Below are 18,649 nucleotides of genomic sequence, written 5' to 3' on the forward strand. Positions count from 1 at the left end.
TCCAGGTCCAACTTGTCTGGAGTACTTGTAAATTCCTTGGGATGTCCGCTCTTTTGATGAAGATGTCAGCCCTTTCATTATTCTGGATTACCTGTACATATTGTTAAATCCGTTTTTTATTGTGACCTGAAAAGATAGGTATTGTATGCATTCATTTGTTATGATGAACAGATAACGTGAGATTAGAAAGGATGATTTTGATGAGAGTTGTGAATAACATAGCTGAATTGATTGGTCATACACCTTTGGTCAGATTGAATAGAATTGCTGATCCTAATGGCGCTGCGGTCTACGTCAAATTGGAGTCTTTCAATCCAAGTAAAAGCGTGAAGGACAGAGCGGCTTTTAATATGATTGTTGAAGCGGAATTAAGTGGGAAACTAACTGAAGGAGCGACGATTATTGAACCGACTTCCGGCAATACCGGAATTGGTTTGGCAATGAATGCTGCGGCGAGGGGCTATCAGGCGATATTTGTTATGCCGGATAATGCAACGATTGAGCGCATTAACTTGATGAAGGCATATGGCGCAAAAGTTGTTCTTACACCTAGTGAGGAACGGATGCCAGGGGCGATTGCGAAGGCAAATGAGTTGGCTTCGCAAATTGACAATAGCTTTATACCAATGCAATTTGAGAATGCAGCCAATCCAAATGCACACCGCACAACAACAGCTGTCGAAATCATTGAAGCACTTGCATCTATCAATCGAACACCAACTGCATTTGTGTGTACGTCAGGAACAGGTGGCACGGTGACTGGAACTGGTGAAGCGCTAAAAGAACATGACGCACGTATTACTGTCCATGTTGTTGAACCTGCTGGATCGCCGGTGCTTTCCGGTGGAGTACCTGGGAAGCATAAACTGGTCGGGACAAGTCCGGGCTTTATCCCTCCGGTGTTAAACACCGATATCTATGATGAAATTTTCCAGATTAAAGATGAAGAAGCGTATGAAACTGTCCGCAAAACTGCGACGCAAGAAGGAATTCTTGTAGGTCCTTCAGGGGGCGCGTCCATCTACGCCGCTTTAGTCGTGGCCAAGCGCCTGACACCGAGTGATACGGTTGTTTGTATTGCACCTGATTCCGGTGAGCGTTACTTATCAAGTGATTTGTTTAGTTTCTAATTAGTTCTTTTGGGGGCCTATAATTCCCTTGGGATGTCCGCTCTATTGATGAGGATGTCCGCCCTTTCATCGGATGTCCGCTCTATTCCTTGGAATGTCCTCTCTATTCCTTGGAATGTCCTCTCTATTCATTGGGTTGTCCTCTCTTTTCTTCGGGATGTCCGCTCTATTGATGAGGATGTCCGCCCTTTCATCGGTTGTCCGCTCTATTCATTGGGTTGTCCTCCCTTTTCTTCGGGATGTTCGCTCTTTTGATGAAGATGTCCGCCCTTTCATCGGATGTCCGCTCTATTCATTGGGTTGTCCTCCCTTTTCTTCCGGTTGTCCGCTCTATTGATAAAGATGTCCGCCCTTTCATCGGTTGTCCGCTCTTTTCTTCGGGTTGTCCTCCCTTTTCTTCCGGTTGTCCGCTCTATTGATAAAGATGTCCGCCCTTTCATCGGTTGTCCGCTCTTTTCTTCGGGTTGTCCTCTCTTTCTGTTCGGATGTCCGCTCTTTCGATGAAGATGTCCGCCCTTTCATCAGTCTGGAGTACCTGTACAAAAAACAAAAAAAGCCCTCTAGCCGATTTCTTGGCTAAAGGACTGAATTCTCTCGGGGTACCTCACTCTTCCAACAAACCCTTCAACTCTCCAACAAAACCAAATCACCCAACGTAATTTCCTTCTCAAGTACAATCCCATTCTCTTTATTGCTCGCCACAGCCATTCGGTAATCGACTTTACGCGTCATTTCTTTCGCGATCTTTTTCGCAAGACCGGCATTCCCGAACGTACTGTCTCTACGCGCATAGATTTCTTCATAGTGACGAACTAACGCACTCTTCGCTTCATCTGTTATGCCGTAGCCTTTACTGTAGAGGTCGGTAATCTCCATTAATTCCTCGGGTGTATAATCTTCAAAATGGAGCGTGAGTCCGAAACGTCGACGAAGTCCGGGGTTGCTGTCTAAGAAACGATTCATTTCTTCTTCGTACCCTGCGGCAATTAATAGGAACTCGCCTTGTCGATCGGACATTTTTTTCAGCAACACTTCCACTGCTTTTTTCCCGAAGTCGTTCTCTCCACCGCTCGCAAGTGTGTACGCTTCATCAATAAATAACGCACTGCCCATCGCCTTTTCAATCAGCCCGGCTGTCCGCTTTTCCGTTTCACCAATATGACTGCCGACTAAATCACTGCGATCTACTTCAATCAGATCGCCTCGTTCTAATAATCCAAGCGCTTGATAAATACCCGCAAGCACACGACCGACTTCGGTTTTACCAGTCCCTGGTTTACCAACCAACAGCGTGTGATTCATCAATTTCTCTGTAGAATGATTTTCTCGTTTGTAGTATCTCATGAGTTCAATCATCTTATCGATTTCAGCCTTCACCGAACCAAGGCCGATAAACTGATGGAGTTCTGCACGTTTATGGGCGAGTAGCGCTTCATCGATCGGTACTTCGTACGCCTTCACCGCGCGCTCCTCTACCGCTTGTACAACGTCTTGTTCTTCAAACGTCGTGAGTACTTGTTCCGTCCACTCTTCACGCGGGAGTTTCGCAATTCTCATCGACTGAGCAAGCCCGATTTGATCATATAAAATCCGTGTCATTCGAGCGTTACTGAAGGTTTCACCCCGCGTACGATAGCGTTCCACGAACTCCTCGTAAACCGCTTGCTTCGCTGCAGGAGTGAGCACATAGCTTCCTTCACACTGAGTTAAGAAGATTTGCATCAACTCATCTGGTGTATAATCTTGAAAAGTTATCTGTTCAGTAAAACGATCTTTTAATCCCGGATTAGACGCTAGGAAACGATCCATTTCTTCGGTATAGCCTGCCGCTATGACCATGAATTCACCGCGAGAATTTTCCATTGCCGGAAGCAACGTTTCAATTACTTTTTTCCCGAAATCATTACTCGAGCCGCCCCCTGCCGCAAGCGTATACGCCTCGTCTATAAAGAGCACGCCGCCCATAGCTTCCTTAAGAATGACTTTCGTTCGTGCTTCCGATTCACCAACATGCGTTCCAACAAGATCTTCCCTTTTCACTTCAGTTACGTGGCCTGTTTTTAATAAACCCAGTTCCTTAAAAATGTTCCCAATGAGCCGAGCGACTGTCGTTTTACCCGTGCCCGGATTCCCTTGAAAGACCATATGGGGCGCTACCATCGGATTTGCTTTCATTCCACGCTCTAATTTGAATTGATTGATCTCCGCCAAGTTTTTAAACTCTAGCATTTTGTCTTTCACATCTTCCAGTCCAATAAAACCGTTCAAACCACTCATGAAATCGTTCATCGGATTCGTAGTTGATGAATCAACATTAGAAGAATGTCCAGCACTGCCGCCTAATTTACTCGTGATTGGCGGAACCTGCACGTCTGTACCTGTGAGCACAGGAACACTGTCATCCCAACGAACTAAATCTCCTGCTCCATTGTTCTGAAATGAACAGTCCTTCAAAACTGGAACCGAACGCTCGAGTCGTAATCCAGCCTTCTTCCCAGTCATCACGTGCACCCCAGTGAATACCGCATCCGAACAATCTTGCAAGACGATTTGATCATCCCCGTGGCCATGTACGCGAGAACCCGTCACTTCAGTACGCTCCACCTGACTGAAGACGATTCCTGACGATTTACCGTCATAGATTTCACAATCCGTTATAAAGACTTTTGCAGATTCCGTTGCACTGATTTGCGGTCGTTTATGATTAAACAAAATCGACCGTTCCAGTGAAACAACGACTTCAGGACCTGCAAGTATGCCGTTCTTATCGCCAGTCGAGATTCTACAATCGGTCAGTTCTGCTTTAGCCGCTGCGCTTAATAAAATATTCGTTCCCTTATGACCGAAAATGATGCAATTCGCTGCCGTCAACTCGGATTCCTTCGCGAAGATCCCTGCACTGTCCCCACTCTTTACTTCAGTCGCCGACAGAATCACTTCCGATTGTTCAGAAGCAAAAATCTGTACACCGCTATGTTGGCTAATTAAAGAATCCGAAATCGTCACTTGACTACCCGTCACGTAAACTCCTTTATTGTTCCCACTCTCAATTTCACAATCCTGAACCGTGAACACGCTTTGAGTAAACGCAGAGAGTTGCGTCAGCTGATTGTATTTCACTTCAGATTCGATGAGTGTACACGTGGAATTTCCAGACACAATACCTCTAGACGCCCCCGAAAGGATCTGTGTTTTTGTAATCAAGAGTGTGCTTTGTTCGTTACAGGAAATTTGGTCTCCCTTTTGGTTTTTAAACTGCGAGTCGGATACCTCAACTGATGAACCACTAACGTTCATTCCTTCAGCCTCACCATTTTCAAACGTACAAGACTCAACTTCGATATGGGAACCATTCATAATTGCTACTTGCTCAAGAGTTTGGTTTTTAAAGACACAATTTTTCAGAACACCTTTAGACTCGTCACAATAAATTCCTTGAACATGTCCAAAATAAAAATTCGTACTTTCCACGTCCATCGAACTGCCTTGTTCCAAACGAAGTTGAACCCCGCGATTTCCGATGAATGAACTTTTGGTAATGGTGGCTCGACCTTTTTCATACAAATAAAGCCCCTCTTCTTGCCCACTCAAAATTCCGGAATGAGTGATCGCGACTTCTCCCCCCGCGCGCACACTGATTTGTGCAGACTTGATCGTGTCTTCTACTATGCATTCGAACATTGCAAGACGCCCGAATACCTCAATCCCTTGTATGTTTTTTTGAAAAACCGAATGCTCTGCGGAAACTTTTGCCGCTGCATCCACTCGTAGAGCAACTCCTTGAATCTCAAAGAAATGACAATGGTGAAGCGTTACATCTCCCGATTCAATATGTACACTACAGTCTACTAGACCAGTGTCTCCACCAAACGTGATCGATTCGAAACGCACTTCTTCAGTTGTTGCGACACGAACACTTCCCGTAAGACGAACTGAGCTCGCTTCACCTTCCGAACTTCGAAGCACGAGTTGCTTATCGATTGTAATATGTTCCGAATAAACGCCTTCATCCACTTCCACTGTATCTCCCGGTAGAGCCCCCTCTACCGCAGCCTGAATGGTTGTATAGTTGGATCCCTCGCGCTGAGACACTTGAATAATCGCCACGTATCTTCCCACTTTCTATTCATTAATTCAATTGATTTCCATGCTTTGTATTTTTCGAAACACTTTAATACGAATAAATGCTTTCATCCATTAAGTATACTAGTAAGCTTGGGGACAGGGCAAAGAACTGCTTGTGAATGAGGGGGGATAGCAAAAAAGACTCGGCTTGTTGCAGTGAATATACGGATAAAGTTCTTTTCAAGAGGATTGTGCTTAACCTGTTGGTTTCCGTTCCATGCGGACGCTTTCTACTGGGCGGGCGTTGAGCCTCCTCGCTCGCTATCGCTCCGCTGTGGGGTCTCAACTGTCCCGCTTAATCCCGCTAGAGTCGCCGCATTGCACTCCAATCAACGGAATATGTGCTGAAAAAAGTGAAAGAATTTGTATGGAGGCCCTGTGCAAGAAAAGCAACAAACAATCCAACCAATTGTATATACATACAAAATCGAAGAATCTTTCACCATATACTTAATAAACATGTAACTGTAGGGTATAGCCGAGGCACTGGTACGTAAATTGCAGTACCAAGGAAACAAAGTTCTATGGAAAGTTGATTGAATTGGGCTAATCAATTCATCTTTGATTTCACAGCCAAATACATATAAAATGAACTATTGTAGTTCTATTATGTACAGAAGAAGTATGAGCTCATATAAAGAATAAATGTTTTAGTGGAGGTTTAGTATGGAGTATAGAATCATTAACAAGCAGGTATTCGAACAAGCGCAGCTGCGTTCGGTTTCGGATGTACCGTTCACCGAGGAAGAACTTCAAAAAGGCATGAAGTTAGCAGTATCGAAAGAAGACAATACGTTGGAATTGTATGTAGTTGAGGTAGACGGTCAAAAGAAATTCGAAGTGCGTTGGGATGATTCACAGGAGTTGTTCACCGGTTGGTATTCCGCTTGGGATAACTTCACTTGGTGCCTAAGTATCGTTGGTGATTGACGTTTAGAGTACGTAAGAAAGAAGCCACTCATATCCATATATGAGTGGCTTCTTTCTTACTATTTCTAGTTATTCATGCTTTGGAAATCAATTAACCCCGAACAATTTTACTGCGGATTAATTTTTGGGGTACCTGTGCAAGAAACAACAACAAACAATTCAACCAATTGTATATACATACAAATAAGACGCATTTTTAAACATATACCGAATAGATATGTAATTGTAGTGTATAGTCAGAATAGTTTTAGGCACAGGTACCTAAAACTGGTACCTAAAACTCAAATCGAAAATGGCGACTTTATCCAAGGAAGCCCGTTAACCTATTATTAACAAAGCTTTGTAAATGGAAGTGAAAACTCCGTGATTGGTTTAGCAAATGCGCTGAACTATGATCTTGCGGTATTCGGAAACCACGAATTCAACTTTGGGTTACCTGTGCTGATGAACGCAGTGGAACAATCGAATTATCCGTGGCTTGCAGCGAATATTAAACGTGAAGATGGCTCGTACTTTACTAAGCCTTCTATTATAAAAGAAATCGACGGTGTCAACATTGCAATTGTTGGTGTAACAACACAGTTCATACCCATTTGGGAAGTGGCGGAAAATATAGAAGGGCTCATCTTCGAAGATGCCTTTGAAGCGGCAAAAAGAGAAGTGGAATGGCTTCGTGCCAATCATCAGATTGATGTTATGATCATTGCCTATCACGGTGGATTCGAGTGTGACCTGGAAACGAGAGCAGTTCTTGAATCTACACGGGAAAATGTCGGTTATCAAATCTGCAAAGAAATTGAAGGTGTGGATGTTGTCATTACAGGTCATCAACATCGTGAGATTGCTCAGCATCTTTTCGGTAAAGCCGTTGTACAAACGGGAACGAAAGGTGTTTGTCTTGGTAAAATCGAGTTGACTATAGATGAAAACGGTAAGCTGGATAAAGCCGAACCATCCCTCGTTTATATGCAAGATGTCCCCTTAAACGCAACTATCAGAGATTCGATAGCGCCAATTCACACAGCAACGGAAAAATGGTTGGACCAAAGCATCGGCAAGCTAAAGGGTAATATGCTCATGAGCAGTCCTTTTACTGCACGATTAGAAGGACATCCCTATGTTGAATTCATTAACCGCGTTCAAAATGAAGTCGGAGGCACGTCCATTTCATGTATGGCCATTTTTAATGATGTATGTCGAGGATTTAACCCGGATGTGACCATGCGGGATATCGTGACGAATTACATTTTCCCGAATACGTTAAAAGTACTGCAAGTAAAAGGTCGTTATATAATAGAAGCACTTGAGCAATCGGCAACCTATTTCACTTTGGTCGATGGTGTTCCTGTCGTATCAGATGCTTTTCTGATTCCCAAAGCAACACCTTTCAATTACGATCTCTGGAGCGGAATCGATTATACGATTGATCTGCGCAAGCCGGAAGGAAGTCGTGTTGTAGAAGTGCTCTATAACGATAGACCCCTTCAGCTGGATGAAACCTATGAAGTCGTCATGAATAATTATAGAGCCACTGGCGCGGGCAATTTTGAGTATTTCAGAGATTGTCCGGTTGTAAGAGACATTCAGACGGATATGACGGAACTGATCGCGAATTATTTTGTGAAGCACGAACCCATTCTATCAAAACCGATGGAGAATATGAATATCTTGTATTAAGGATAGGAAGAACACTGCCTTTTGGAAGGGGTAGTGTTCTTCTTTTTTGATTGCGGTATTTTGTAAGACCATAAATGAACTCAACGAAAAAGGCCACTACTCATTTAGTTGAGTGGTCGCCTTTTTCATTAGTAATCCTCTTCATCTTCGCCTTCGTTTTCGTACTTAAACCCGCGTTCAATTTCGATAAACGTTAGATTGCTTGCGTCCCAATTGTATTCAGCAATTCCACCTCTATTCCGCAACTCTTCGATTTTTTCTATTGCGAAATGTGCATCTAAAAAGAAAGTAGCGCTACTAGATAAGGATGATGGTTTTTCTCTTGAGTGCTCAATTTTTAATATATATGTCGGTTCGTCGTCACATAAGTATTCGCGAAATTCATAGTTATATAAATCATGTGTCTTTTTAAATGGATCGATCTCCTCTTCTACCGGTGTTAGCCACATTTTTGTAGGGATCGGCTGATTATTAAGGATAATTGCTTTTGGCTGACTCTCATACTCCCTAAACTCCCCACCTTGGACTGCAAAGACAAATTTATCGTCACTCTCATATAGCTCCATCTGTTCGCATCATATATTAAATAAACTAAATACTTAATCAGTACAATTATATCATTAGGAATTCAGTTGCAAAGCGAACACTTATTCTGCATGTTAATTAAAGAGAGGGAAACATGCGCGCCTAATCAGTTGGTCAAATCAGTTGGTCAAATCAGTTGAGTATAACCAATCGAGCAATAGGTGCCTGTGCAAGACGCAAATTCAACACAATTCGGAGTAGTGCCTTTTTTGTGTGGTGCACAGGAACAGGTCACTAGCGTTGTATAACCGTAAATAAAAGTAAATTAATCTAGTAAATCATTTCATTTTTATAGCGAATTTCACCCCATAAAACACAAATAATGGCCTACCTTCCTAAATGGAAGTGAGCCTAATTATTTGTTTTGACGGAATTTCACATTTATATTTTCAATCCGAAAATAAAAGCACCCGTCAAAGAGACAGGTGCTAGTACGATAAACTTAAGCGAAAAACAATAGGTGCCTATGTAAGACGCAAGTTCAACACAATTCAGAAAGTGTGTAGTGCACAGGCACAGGCACACTCCACCCACTAGCGTTGCACAGGAAACTATTTTATCGATCTATTCCCCTGCATTATCTTTAGCAATTTTAATAAATTCGGCAATCAAAGGATTGCTAGAATATTTTTCATGAACTTGTTCTGCAACCTTTCGAATTTCATCCATCTCTTGAAACTCAACAATTTTCACACCTTTTTCTTCTAATTCCCCTTTAAACTTATTTTCGGACTCTAATGTATATTCATAAGAAAATGTTGATGCTGCATCTACGGCCTCTTGAACAATTTCTTGATCCCCATCTGATAATTCACTCCAAATCTTTTCACTGAAAAGCACTCCCATTGTCCAATGATGATGCCTTGTTAGATTTAGGTTTTCAGAAATTTCAAAGAATCGATTAACGATGACCGATTCAAGATCCGAATCCATACCATCTATTACACCCGTTTGAAGTGCGTTGTATATTTCCTGTTGTTCCATAGCAGTGGGAACCGCTCCTAATGCTTTATAAAAGTCTCCAATTGCTTGAGCCGGAGAAATCCTTATTTTCATTCCTTTAAAATCCGACATCTTCGTTATTTCTTGTGGTGAAGATATATGGCGAGGAGGTATCATAGAGTAACCCAATGGAACCACACCCTCCCCCTCCGGTAAAGAGTTCAGTATATCTTTACCTATCTCTGAATTAGTCATTTCATAGGCAACTTCCAAACCGTCTACAGCATACGGCATAAGCCAAGCGTTAAAACTCTCCGACCGTGAAGATAGCGTGGCTACTGTAATTTGCGCCATATCTAATGATCCGTTTTTCATTTGTTCCATCATATCAGCTTCTCCACCCAGTTGCATACGCGGATAAATTTCAACTTTTATTCTTCCATTCGTATTTTTCTCAACTTCCTCTTTAAATTTTTTACTTGTTAAATTTAACACATGATCATCACTTCCTATATGCGTAATTTTAAGTGTTCTTTCTGCATTCTCATTATTACCATCATTGTCGCCAGACTTAGCAGTGTCCCCGCAACCAGCAATAACCAACAATGAAAGAATTAAAACTGATAATAAAGTAGCTCTAAAATATTTTTTCCTCATAATCTTCCTCCGATAATAATTTATTTTATGATTAAAATATGCTTTTAAAATTGGAACTAAATAGAGATATTATGGCTACCTTTTCGTAAAAAACAGCTTCTTTATAATATCGCCCCCTTTAAATTTGTGTCTACTTTGCAAATCTACCATAGTGGAAAGAATAAATTCACTTTTGTCATTTAGTCATTTGACTAGGAATCCATGTGCTAATAGATGGTATATATGTAATTATTAATAATACAATGAGTGCTGCCACTAGAAATGGAATGACCGACTTTATTAAACGCTCTAATGTGATGTCAACAATACTAGAAGCGATAAACAGCCCTGTTCCAACTGGGGGAGTCAATATACCGATTGTTAAATTAACGACCACGATAACTCCAAAATGTAAAGGATCTATTCCATATGAAAGTGCGACCGGCATTAATATCGGGACTAAGATAATCATTGCAGCTGCGCCTTCCATGAACATACCCACTAACAACAAGAAAATGTTTACGACTAATAGAAATGTCATGGGACCGCTTACAATTGACATGATATAATCAGCTATCAACTGCGGAATTTGTTCAAAGGTTAATATCCATCCAAAAATTGAGGCTGTTGCGACCAAGAATGTAACAATGGCTGAATTAACTGTCGTGTTAATCAATATTTTTGGGATGTCTTTAAGCTTAAGTTCTTTATATAGGAAAAAACCTACTAATATAGCTACTAACGAAGCTATAGCTGCAGATTCTGTAGCAGTGAAAGCTCCTGTCATAATCCCTATAATGATTGCTCCAGGTATGATCATAGCAGGTAGGATATTCAGAAAACTTTTACTAATAACAGAGAATTTTACACGCTCTGATTTAGGAAAGTTATGTTTTCGTGCAAAAAAGGATACAAGAATAGCAAAAGCAATTCCAAATAATATACCAGGAATGATTCCTGCAATAAATAAGGCTGCAATTGAAACAGCCCCATTAGCCGTTACTGCAAATAAAATAAAAGGCATACTAGGTGGAATTAGTGGCCCCATAACGGATGACGATACCGTTAAAGCAGTACTAAAATCTTTTTTATAACCTTGTCGTTCCATCTCCGGCACCATTACCTTACTCATAACTGCGATTTGTGCATTTGCTGAACCCATTATAGATGCCGCCATCGCGTTTGCCAATACGTTTACATAAGCTAAACCGCCTCGTACATGACCTAACAACGCGGTACAAAAATTTATTAAACGCCTTGTGATTCCCCCATAATTCATTAGCTCTCCAACTAATATAAACAAAGGAATTGCAACCAATCCAAAATTTAGCGTACTGCTAAACATACGGGACGGCAAAGAGTACAGCATCGCCATATTGCCAGTTGTCGCTATAGAAATTAGTGTGATTAACCCCAAAACAAAAGCAATAGGCACCCCGAATGCAATAAGTACTATAAAACCAATTAATGTGAACTGCATTTAGTGATCACCTCCATAATATATTTAATTACTTAAGTTGAATTCATCTACACCAATTTCCTCATGGTAATAAAACTTAATGATATTGGTTAAAGCGAACAATGTTATGATTGCCATACTTACCGGGAGAATAATTGTCGGAACCCACATTGGCACTCCCATAGTTGCCGAAGTCGCATTGAACGTAGATGACGATGACCACCAAATATAACTAAAATAAGTCAATGTTGCCCCGAAAACTACTATAAGTATCTGAATAAAAATATCAATAAAGGTTAGTATTTTATCTGAAAAGCGGTCAACCAACATTCGAACAGAAGCCATATTATTTTTTTGGACACCTAATCCAGCACCTAAAAAAGAAGTCCAAGAAAACAAATACAATACCATTTCGTCTGCCCAAACTAACGGATAAGTAATAAAGTATCTAGAAACCACATTTAGGATCATAACAATCGCTAAACCGCCCATAGAGATAATACAGAGAAAACCAAGAACCTTTTGCAATTGTTGATTTACTTGGTTAGATAAATTGAGAATCATACGTTTATTGTTATCCATTCTAAAACCCCCAAAATTTAATACATTAGTAATCCTGGCCCTTCTCACTTCGGTCATCTGATTCTTATCTCATTTATAAAATAGAAAACACTTATGGCCCATCAACTCCAATAGTCTTTAAAATCTAGTCTGCCGATTATTGTTGATGAGCCATTTTTAAAAAGTTCTTATTGTTAAAGATAATCAACCCTCAAATATCGACATTACATTGGGAAAAAAACAAAAGTTTTCATCAGAATTGGGTCCAGTTAATGGTGTTACGGAATTACTAAAGACTATAGGCCTCTCCAGAAGCAAAAACATCGGAATGCAAGTCACCTGATTTTTGAAGTGCTTTTCTAAAATTCGTTTCACTTAATTCCCTAAACCATGCTTTTGTAACCTTAACGGAAAGAGGACCAAGTGTATTAACATTCGTACACATCTCATTTAATGTTTCTTCAAACTTATCTTCCGTGGCTACTGTGCCCACTAATCCCCATGAAAGCGCAGTTTCAGCAGAAATTGGTTTTGCTTCAAAAACCAATTGACGTGCCCGTGCTTCACCAATCATTGGTATCAATAGACTTGTACCGGCTATACAAGGTATTCCCATTTTGAGTTCCTGCATTTGGAGCTTTGTAGAACTTGTTACAATACGTAAGTCGCATAACATCGCAATTTGTAACGAAGCTGCGGCTGCCATACCTTCAACTGCAGCAATGGAAACTTTTGATAAATTCCTAATAGAGTCGTATAATTCTTCAATTTCCGATATCCAAATTCTTGCCTCTTCCCCACCCATACCTTTGGTTTCAGTGCCATCCTGCCCACTTGAAAATACATTCCCACGGCCACGAAGGACAACACATGTTATCGATTCATCTTTATCTATCTCTTTTAGGGTTTCAATAATCGCTTTCTGAAGCGAGCGGTTCAATGCATTCGAAACCTCAGGTCTATTCATCCACAACGTAACGATACTACCATTTCTTTCTACTTGAAGTTCATCTGTTAAACTGTTTAACAATTCAATTTCCTCCCTATTTTAATAACCTTTTTATCAATTATGAATATTCATAACCTGATAAACTAATCTTATCTCTTTATATCATCTATAACTATGGAAGTTTTACACAAACATTTGACCCAGTATCGAGAATAAACTGTTCATTTTAACAACAGAAGATCTTTTAAAAATAGCAAAAAACATGTTTTCCGAGAAAGTACATTGAATTATTAAAGATTAGTATGATAAAGTAAAGGATAAGGGTGAAGTGGTAATTTTCAAAAAAAACACTTCAACTCTCTTGCAATATGTATACATCACTTCAATCCAAGTAATATTTTTTAGGATTGAAAGATGAAAGGAGTAAATCGTTTGAATTTTTTGGAGGATATCTCTCAAACCATCGTTGAGAATACTAATAAAATTATTGGCTATCCAATAAGTATTATGAATGATAAAGGATACATCATTGGATCGACTGACTTAAATCGATTAGGTAATTATCATGAATTCTCTATGGATGTATTAGAAAAAAAAGATACTATTTACTATGAGTCTGACGATGTTAAGCCATTTAAAAATGTTCTACCAGGCGTCGGAACACCCATTATTATAAATAATAAACCTATCGGTGTTTTGGGAATTATTGGTGAGCCTGCTGAGGTTGAAAAATATGCTCAACTTGTTAAGAGTCATGTTGAATTAATGTGTCACGAATACTTAAAAATAGAGATGAATGTTCTTGAATCGAAAACACTTAATAATTTTATACATTATCTATTGAACGATATTAATACAGAGGAATCGGGATATATCATTAGGTATGGAAGAATGCTGGGACTAAATCTAGAGTTGGATATTAGGCGAATATGTTTTCTTATAGAAATTGATATGCTTTCGGACAGTTACTTTAAGCAACAAAATACGCTATCAGAAAACTTCGCCTGGCAAATTCACCAAGACAACTTATTGAATACGGTAAAAAATTATTTAAGTGATAGTAAAGAAGATATGATTTCATTATTAACACTTGATCAGTTTATTGTCATAAAAACAATACGCCCTGATGAAACTTTTGAACTTTTCATTAAAAGAATGGAACACAATATGAATGAAATGATGCAATATTTAAAAACCAAATTTGATTTGACTACCTATATCTCAATTGGAAGCGTTGATAATGGGATTGAAGGAATTAAGAGGTCTTACCATGATTCTTTCGAAGCTTTAATTGCGGGAAAAAAAACGGAACTTTCATCTAAAATCTACCACTACAATGACTTAGACATTATGTTAGAAGTCGTAGCAAACAGCTTGCCTCGTTACCTCTCTGATAGACTCACGAGGAGTTTAGACAACTTTATAAAGCACGATAGTTATCGAGCCCTGTCGAGTACATTCATGACCTATTGTAAATGTAATATGAACTTGAGTGAAACCGCACGAACGTTATTTCTACACCGAAACTCGTTAGTATACAGACTTGATAAAATTAAAGAACTAACTTCTTTGGATACTGCTAACTTTGAGCATTGTCTTCTTTTATATTTTGCAATCAAAAATTCTAGAATTGAGAGTAAACCAAAGTAATTTGAAGATAATTTGTTGTTTAAGAAACATCTATTTTCTAATACTGAATATATTCAAAATTAAAGCTGCTCTTCCCTTGAAGAAACTCTTCAGGAAAAGCAGCTTATTTATGCAAACTACTTCAATTTACTCAGTTTATACAAACAATCAGTAGTTATCGATTTGTGCTCTTTGTAGTTTTCCGCTGTAATCAATATAAACAGATTTCCACTCTGTGTACACATCAAGCGCGGCTACTCCAGAGTCTCTGTGTCCATTTCCAGTACCTTTTGTTCCTCCGAATGGTAGATGGATTTCGGCACCAGTCGTACCAGCATTAATATAAACAAGTCCAGAATCAAGATCTCTCATTGCCCGGAACGCAAGATTAACATCCGCAGTAAAGATTGAACTAGATAATCCAAACTCTACGCTATTATTGACTTCAATTGCTTCTTCCAAGCTCTTAACAGAAATAATAGAAAGTACTGGGCCAAATATTTCTTCCTTTGCAATTCGCATTTCAGGAGTAACATCTGTGAAAATTGTTGGCGCGTAGAAGTTCCCGCTCTCCAAACCATTTTCAGTAACAATATGTCCACCAGCAAGAAGTTTCGCTCCTTCCTTTTGACCAATTCTTACATACCTATCAATATTTTCTAGAGCGGGACGGTTGATAACAGGACCAATTTTAACCTTCTCATCTAAACCATTGCCTAGTATCAGTTCTCCAATACGATCAACAAGCTTTTTCTCAATTTCAACTTTAACATCTTCGTGAACAATGACACGACTTGTTGCTGTACATCTTTGACCACTTGTGCCAAAAGCACCCCATAAAATACTATCAACAGCAAGATCCAAATCAGCATCCGCCAATACAGTCACAGCGTTTTTACCGCCCATTTCAAGGGATGTGCGTTTCAGAAGTTCTCCGGCACGGCCATTGATTGCACTACCTACCTCATTAGAGCCCGTGAATGATATCAAATCAATATCTGGATGTTCTACCATTGCATTTCCTACTTCTCTTCCTGCACCGTTCACAAGATTTAACAGTCCTTTTGGCAAGCCTACTTCTTCATAGATTTTCGCAAATTCGTATGCAACCATCGGTGTTTCAGTTGATGGTTTCCAAACAACCGCATTCCCAGTCACAAGAGCTGGAAGTGATTTCCACGATGCAATTGCAATCGGGAAGTTCCAAGGTGTAATGAGTCCTGCAACCCCAACTGGAATACGAACACTCATTGCAAACTTATTGCGAAGCTCAGATGGAATCGTGTCACCTAAGAGGCGTCGACCTTCTCCTGCCATATAAAAAGCCATATCAATCGCTTCTTGTACTTCTCCTCTTCCTTCTTCAATTACTTTACCCATTTCAATTGTGAGAACTTGCGCAATTTCTTCTTTTCGTTCCTTTAATAGGAAGGCGACTTTATATAAATACTCTGCACGTTCAGGAGCAGGAACGAGACTCCATTCTTTTTGTGCCCTTTTTCCCGCTTGAACTGCACGATCAACGTCTTCTTTTGTCGATTGTGTAACTTTTCCAAGTACTTCACCATTTGCAGGATTCAAAACCTCTACAAACTTACCTGATGATGATACGCTCCACTCGCCGTCAATATAGTTTAAAAACTCTTTCATGTCTATTCCTCCAATTTTTCTACTTAATTGCTTGCTATTTGTAAAATCTTCTTGATTCTTCCGATTGCTTGAAATAATATTTCAGTCTGAACAGATAAAGACATTCGGAAATTTTCTTCTTTTGATGGACCAAAAGCATTACCCGGTGTAAGATTCGCACCTGTTTCCTCGAGCACTCTAGTGACAAAACCAGCCAATGTATATCCTTTCTGAAACTAGCACCCATATGAGCCAGCGCCCTTAGGTGGATCCACTTTTATCCCGATGGATTCTAGTCTCTTTAACATTCGGAACGTGCATTCCCCATAAATATCATTGTGCTCTGTTACATAGCTTTGATCAATATCCATAATAAATGCGCTAGCATTCTTAAATCGGTGTAAACTATTCCGTATCTGTTTTTCTTCTATTAAAACAGAATTAAAACATAGTCACCTGGACCTACTAACGAAGGAATTATATATGCAACCCCTTCTTTGGATCCCATTAAAGCCGAGATTTCTGTTTCTGTGTCAAGATCTACATCGCATTGACGCTTTTAGAAATCCTCACAGCTTGTCTAAATTCCTTGCACCAGACTAGACTTGGATATTAAAAGTTACCCAGCTCCTCCATCTCTTTCACTAGTATCTAAACAAAATATGGAGGCGTTAGAAGATTAGGGCTGCCTATTCCTAAATCAATGACTCTATTCCAGAATTAATCATTACAGCTTATTTCTAATTAATTTCTGCGAATAAACAGGAAGGTATTTGACCCCTTATTTTAGATTGATAATTCACAAACTCACCCACCTTTTCTCCATCTTCAATTATTATCAATCACCTGTTTACTAAATTTACAGTTTTTGACCTCAAATTGCTATGGATGTTTTGCACGAAAATCAAACCCTAAAGTATGGACAATCCGTGTACTATTACAAACATGAGAGGCCGCGATTGCTAAAAGGGGAAGTTATTGGACATAAATCATCGAAGTTTTCCATCATTTAAAACTTTCTTTCCGAATTCAAAATAGCGATCAGACATTATCTTCATCGCTACTTTGGAAATTATATGTATTTTGGTTGTGATTAAATCCTGCTAAGGAAGGAACTTTACTGGTATACACTTCCAGCTTACTATTTAAAAAAACGGGGATATTATGTCACGCCTCTTCAACAGCAACCAGGTCAACATCCTGAATTACAATATTAAGTTAGCCACTCAGATAAAATCCAGTGTATTTACGAATGGAGATATTTGCGTAAATTGCAATATTAAATGCAACACTCTTCGTGAAACCGGTAAACTAGTGGCGGGATAGCACTTTCTTTTTCTTGTGGCCTAGGCCACAAGAAAAAGAAAGTACGAAAATGCTTTAGTGTCGAGTACCCGTGCATGAAACAACAATAAACAATTCAACGAATTGTTTATACATACAAATCCAAAGGTGCTTTCAGCATATACCTAATAAATATGTAATTGCAGTGTATAGTCTGAATAATTTTAGGCACAGGTACGTAAATTTTGGCCACCCCCTCTTCAACCGGTAGTCGACTTTCAACACCTAGCGATTACCCATTCCGGGTATACCAAAAAAATCCTGAACATTTTAACAGTGTCCAAGATTTGATTATCATTCGCTTTTTGATTATGCGATAATCTTCTCAAGACAACAAATGAGGAGGTTTTACAGTGAAACATACAGAACTCAGAGAAGTGTGGACATCCCGATTAGCTGATTTTAATCAAAGTGAAGAGAGCATACCGGAATGGTGTTCACGTAATAACTTGAAATCCCATCAGCTTCGTTATTGGATTCGTAAATTCGAAACAACTGAAATTGCAGCTCCTACTTCAACAGAGTGGTATTCTGTGGATATAGATCAACAACCGGCTGAATCTAATGCAGCCGTTGTTGTTAAGGTAGGAACAATTAACGTTGAGGTGAAATCAGGATTTAATCCTCAATTACTAATAGATGTAATTAGGACACTTACAAGTATATGTTAAACCAGACGCTCGTAGAGCGTGTCTATTTAGCTCGTGGAAATACTGATCTACGTAAATCAATCGATGGATTGGCTGTATTGGTAAAGGAAGGGTTTGATTTGGATCCTTTCTCTCCCTGTTTATTTGTATTTTGTAATCGGAAACGAGATAAACTTAAAATATTACAGTGGGAACACAACGGATTTTGGTTTTATTATAGACGTTTAGAGCAAGGGAATTTCCAATGGCCATCAGAAGAAAATAATGCACCCCTTAAAATAAGTCAACGCGAATTACGTTGGTTATTGGATGGTCTTCCCTTAAATCAAAAGCAGGCACATTCAGCAGTAACCGCCAGAACTATCATTTAAAATTAAATATTTATCTACTATTCCCTCTGAAA

At 39.5% G+C, this 18,649-nt stretch carries 14 protein-coding genes; 6 read left to right on the forward strand and 8 right to left on the reverse strand.

What is annotated here, in order from left to right; translation table 11 throughout:
* The first annotated feature begins 200 nt into the window (after positions 1-200).
* Complete coding sequence (cysK, locus tag ACFSFY_RS14315; protein ID WP_381539172.1) at positions 201-1,130, forward strand: cysteine synthase A; 930 nt, start codon at positions 201-203, stop codon at positions 1,128-1,130.
* Between the two features lie 624 nt (positions 1,131-1,754).
* On the opposite strand, the gene ACFSFY_RS14320 is transcribed toward cysK, so the two are convergent.
* Complete coding sequence (locus ACFSFY_RS14320; protein ID WP_381539174.1) at positions 1,755-5,237, reverse strand: right-handed parallel beta-helix repeat-containing protein; 3,483 nt, start codon at positions 5,235-5,237, stop codon at positions 1,755-1,757.
* A gap of 684 nt (positions 5,238-5,921) precedes the next feature.
* Here ACFSFY_RS14320 and ACFSFY_RS14325 point away from each other — a divergent pair.
* Complete coding sequence (locus ACFSFY_RS14325; RefSeq protein ID WP_381539176.1) at positions 5,922-6,185, forward strand: hypothetical protein; 264 nt, start codon at positions 5,922-5,924, stop codon at positions 6,183-6,185.
* Positions 6,186-6,548: 363 nt separating this feature from the next.
* On the forward strand, positions 6,549-7,862 hold the full coding sequence (locus tag ACFSFY_RS14330) for a bifunctional metallophosphatase/5'-nucleotidase (protein WP_381539178.1): 1,314 nt from the start codon (positions 6,549-6,551) through the stop codon (positions 7,860-7,862).
* Positions 7,863-7,990: 128 nt separating this feature from the next.
* Here ACFSFY_RS14330 and ACFSFY_RS14335 read toward each other — a convergent pair whose 3' ends face one another.
* The 5 genes from ACFSFY_RS14335 to ACFSFY_RS14355 all read right to left on the reverse strand — a co-directional run bounded on the left by ACFSFY_RS14335 (position 7,991) and on the right by ACFSFY_RS14355 (position 13,075).
* Complete coding sequence (locus ACFSFY_RS14335; RefSeq protein ID WP_381539180.1) at positions 7,991-8,428, reverse strand: hypothetical protein; 438 nt, start codon at positions 8,426-8,428, stop codon at positions 7,991-7,993.
* Positions 8,429-9,011: 583 nt separating this feature from the next.
* Complete coding sequence (locus tag ACFSFY_RS14340; RefSeq protein WP_381539182.1) at positions 9,012-10,046, reverse strand: TRAP transporter substrate-binding protein; 1,035 nt, start codon at positions 10,044-10,046, stop codon at positions 9,012-9,014.
* A 175-nt stretch (positions 10,047-10,221) separates the two neighbouring features.
* Positions 10,222-11,505, reverse strand: coding sequence for a TRAP transporter large permease (locus ACFSFY_RS14345; protein WP_381539184.1), 1,284 nt, complete (start codon positions 11,503-11,505; stop codon positions 10,222-10,224).
* A gap of 24 nt (positions 11,506-11,529) precedes the next feature.
* Positions 11,530-12,066 carry a TRAP transporter small permease gene (locus ACFSFY_RS14350; RefSeq protein ID WP_381539186.1) on the reverse strand — a complete coding sequence of 179 codons (537 nt, stop codon included), beginning with the start codon at positions 12,064-12,066 and terminating at the stop codon, positions 11,530-11,532.
* A 268-nt stretch (positions 12,067-12,334) separates the two neighbouring features.
* A complete protein-coding gene (locus ACFSFY_RS14355; RefSeq protein WP_381539188.1) occupies positions 12,335-13,075 on the reverse strand; it encodes an enoyl-CoA hydratase/isomerase family protein in 741 nt (246 codons plus the stop codon).
* Positions 13,076-13,426: 351 nt separating this feature from the next.
* Between ACFSFY_RS14355 and ACFSFY_RS14360 the strand changes: the two genes are divergently transcribed.
* Positions 13,427-14,644, forward strand: coding sequence for a CdaR family transcriptional regulator (locus ACFSFY_RS14360; RefSeq protein WP_381539190.1), 1,218 nt, complete (start codon positions 13,427-13,429; stop codon positions 14,642-14,644).
* A gap of 147 nt (positions 14,645-14,791) precedes the next feature.
* Here the strand turns inward: ACFSFY_RS14360 and ACFSFY_RS14365 are convergent, their stop codons facing one another.
* Together ACFSFY_RS14365 and ACFSFY_RS14370 are read right to left on the reverse strand one after the other, a co-directional pair.
* Positions 14,792-16,273, reverse strand: a complete 1,482-nt coding sequence (locus ACFSFY_RS14365; RefSeq protein ID WP_381539192.1) for an aldehyde dehydrogenase family protein — start codon at positions 16,271-16,273, stop codon at positions 14,792-14,794.
* Between the two features lie 23 nt (positions 16,274-16,296).
* A complete protein-coding gene (locus ACFSFY_RS14370; RefSeq protein WP_381539194.1) occupies positions 16,297-16,470 on the reverse strand; it encodes a hypothetical protein in 174 nt (57 codons plus the stop codon).
* 1,479 nt (positions 16,471-17,949) lie between these two features.
* Between ACFSFY_RS14370 and tnpA the strand changes: the two genes are divergently transcribed.
* Positions 17,950-18,267 carry an IS66 family insertion sequence element accessory protein TnpA gene (gene tnpA / locus ACFSFY_RS14375; protein WP_381539196.1) on the forward strand — a complete coding sequence of 106 codons (318 nt, stop codon included), beginning with the start codon at positions 17,950-17,952 and terminating at the stop codon, positions 18,265-18,267.
* Positions 18,261-18,617, forward strand: a complete 357-nt coding sequence (tnpB, locus tag ACFSFY_RS14380; protein ID WP_381539198.1) for an IS66 family insertion sequence element accessory protein TnpB — start codon at positions 18,261-18,263, stop codon at positions 18,615-18,617. Before tnpA ends, tnpB begins: the two co-directional genes overlap by 7 nt.
* The last annotated feature ends 32 nt before the right edge of the window (positions 18,618-18,649 follow it).

The organism is Sporosarcina siberiensis (assembly GCF_042681925.1).
Classification (GTDB): Bacteria; Bacillota; Bacilli; order Bacillales_A; family Planococcaceae; genus Sporosarcina; species Sporosarcina siberiensis.

What these genes read in the sequence shown, in the direction of transcription:
- cysK (WP_381539172.1), top strand. Translation starts at nt 201, where the DNA reads ATGAGAGTTGTGAATAACATAGCTGAATTGATTGGTCATACACCTTTG.
- ACFSFY_RS14325 (WP_381539176.1), top strand. Translation starts at nt 5,922, where the DNA reads ATGGAGTATAGAATCATTAACAAGCAGGTATTCGAACAAGCGCAGCTG.
- ACFSFY_RS14335 (WP_381539180.1), bottom strand. Translation starts at nt 8,428, where the DNA reads ATGGAGCTATATGAGAGTGACGATAAATTTGTCTTTGCAGTCCAAGGT.
- ACFSFY_RS14340 (WP_381539182.1), bottom strand. Translation starts at nt 10,046, where the DNA reads ATGAGGAAAAAATATTTTAGAGCTACTTTATTATCAGTTTTAATTCTT.
- ACFSFY_RS14345 (WP_381539184.1), bottom strand. Translation starts at nt 11,505, where the DNA reads ATGCAGTTCACATTAATTGGTTTTATAGTACTTATTGCATTCGGGGTG.
- ACFSFY_RS14350 (WP_381539186.1), bottom strand. Translation starts at nt 12,066, where the DNA reads ATGGATAACAATAAACGTATGATTCTCAATTTATCTAACCAAGTAAAT.
- ACFSFY_RS14365 (WP_381539192.1), bottom strand. Translation starts at nt 16,273, where the DNA reads ATGAAAGAGTTTTTAAACTATATTGACGGCGAGTGGAGCGTATCATCA.
- tnpB (WP_381539198.1), top strand. Translation starts at nt 18,261, where the DNA reads ATGTTAAACCAGACGCTCGTAGAGCGTGTCTATTTAGCTCGTGGAAAT.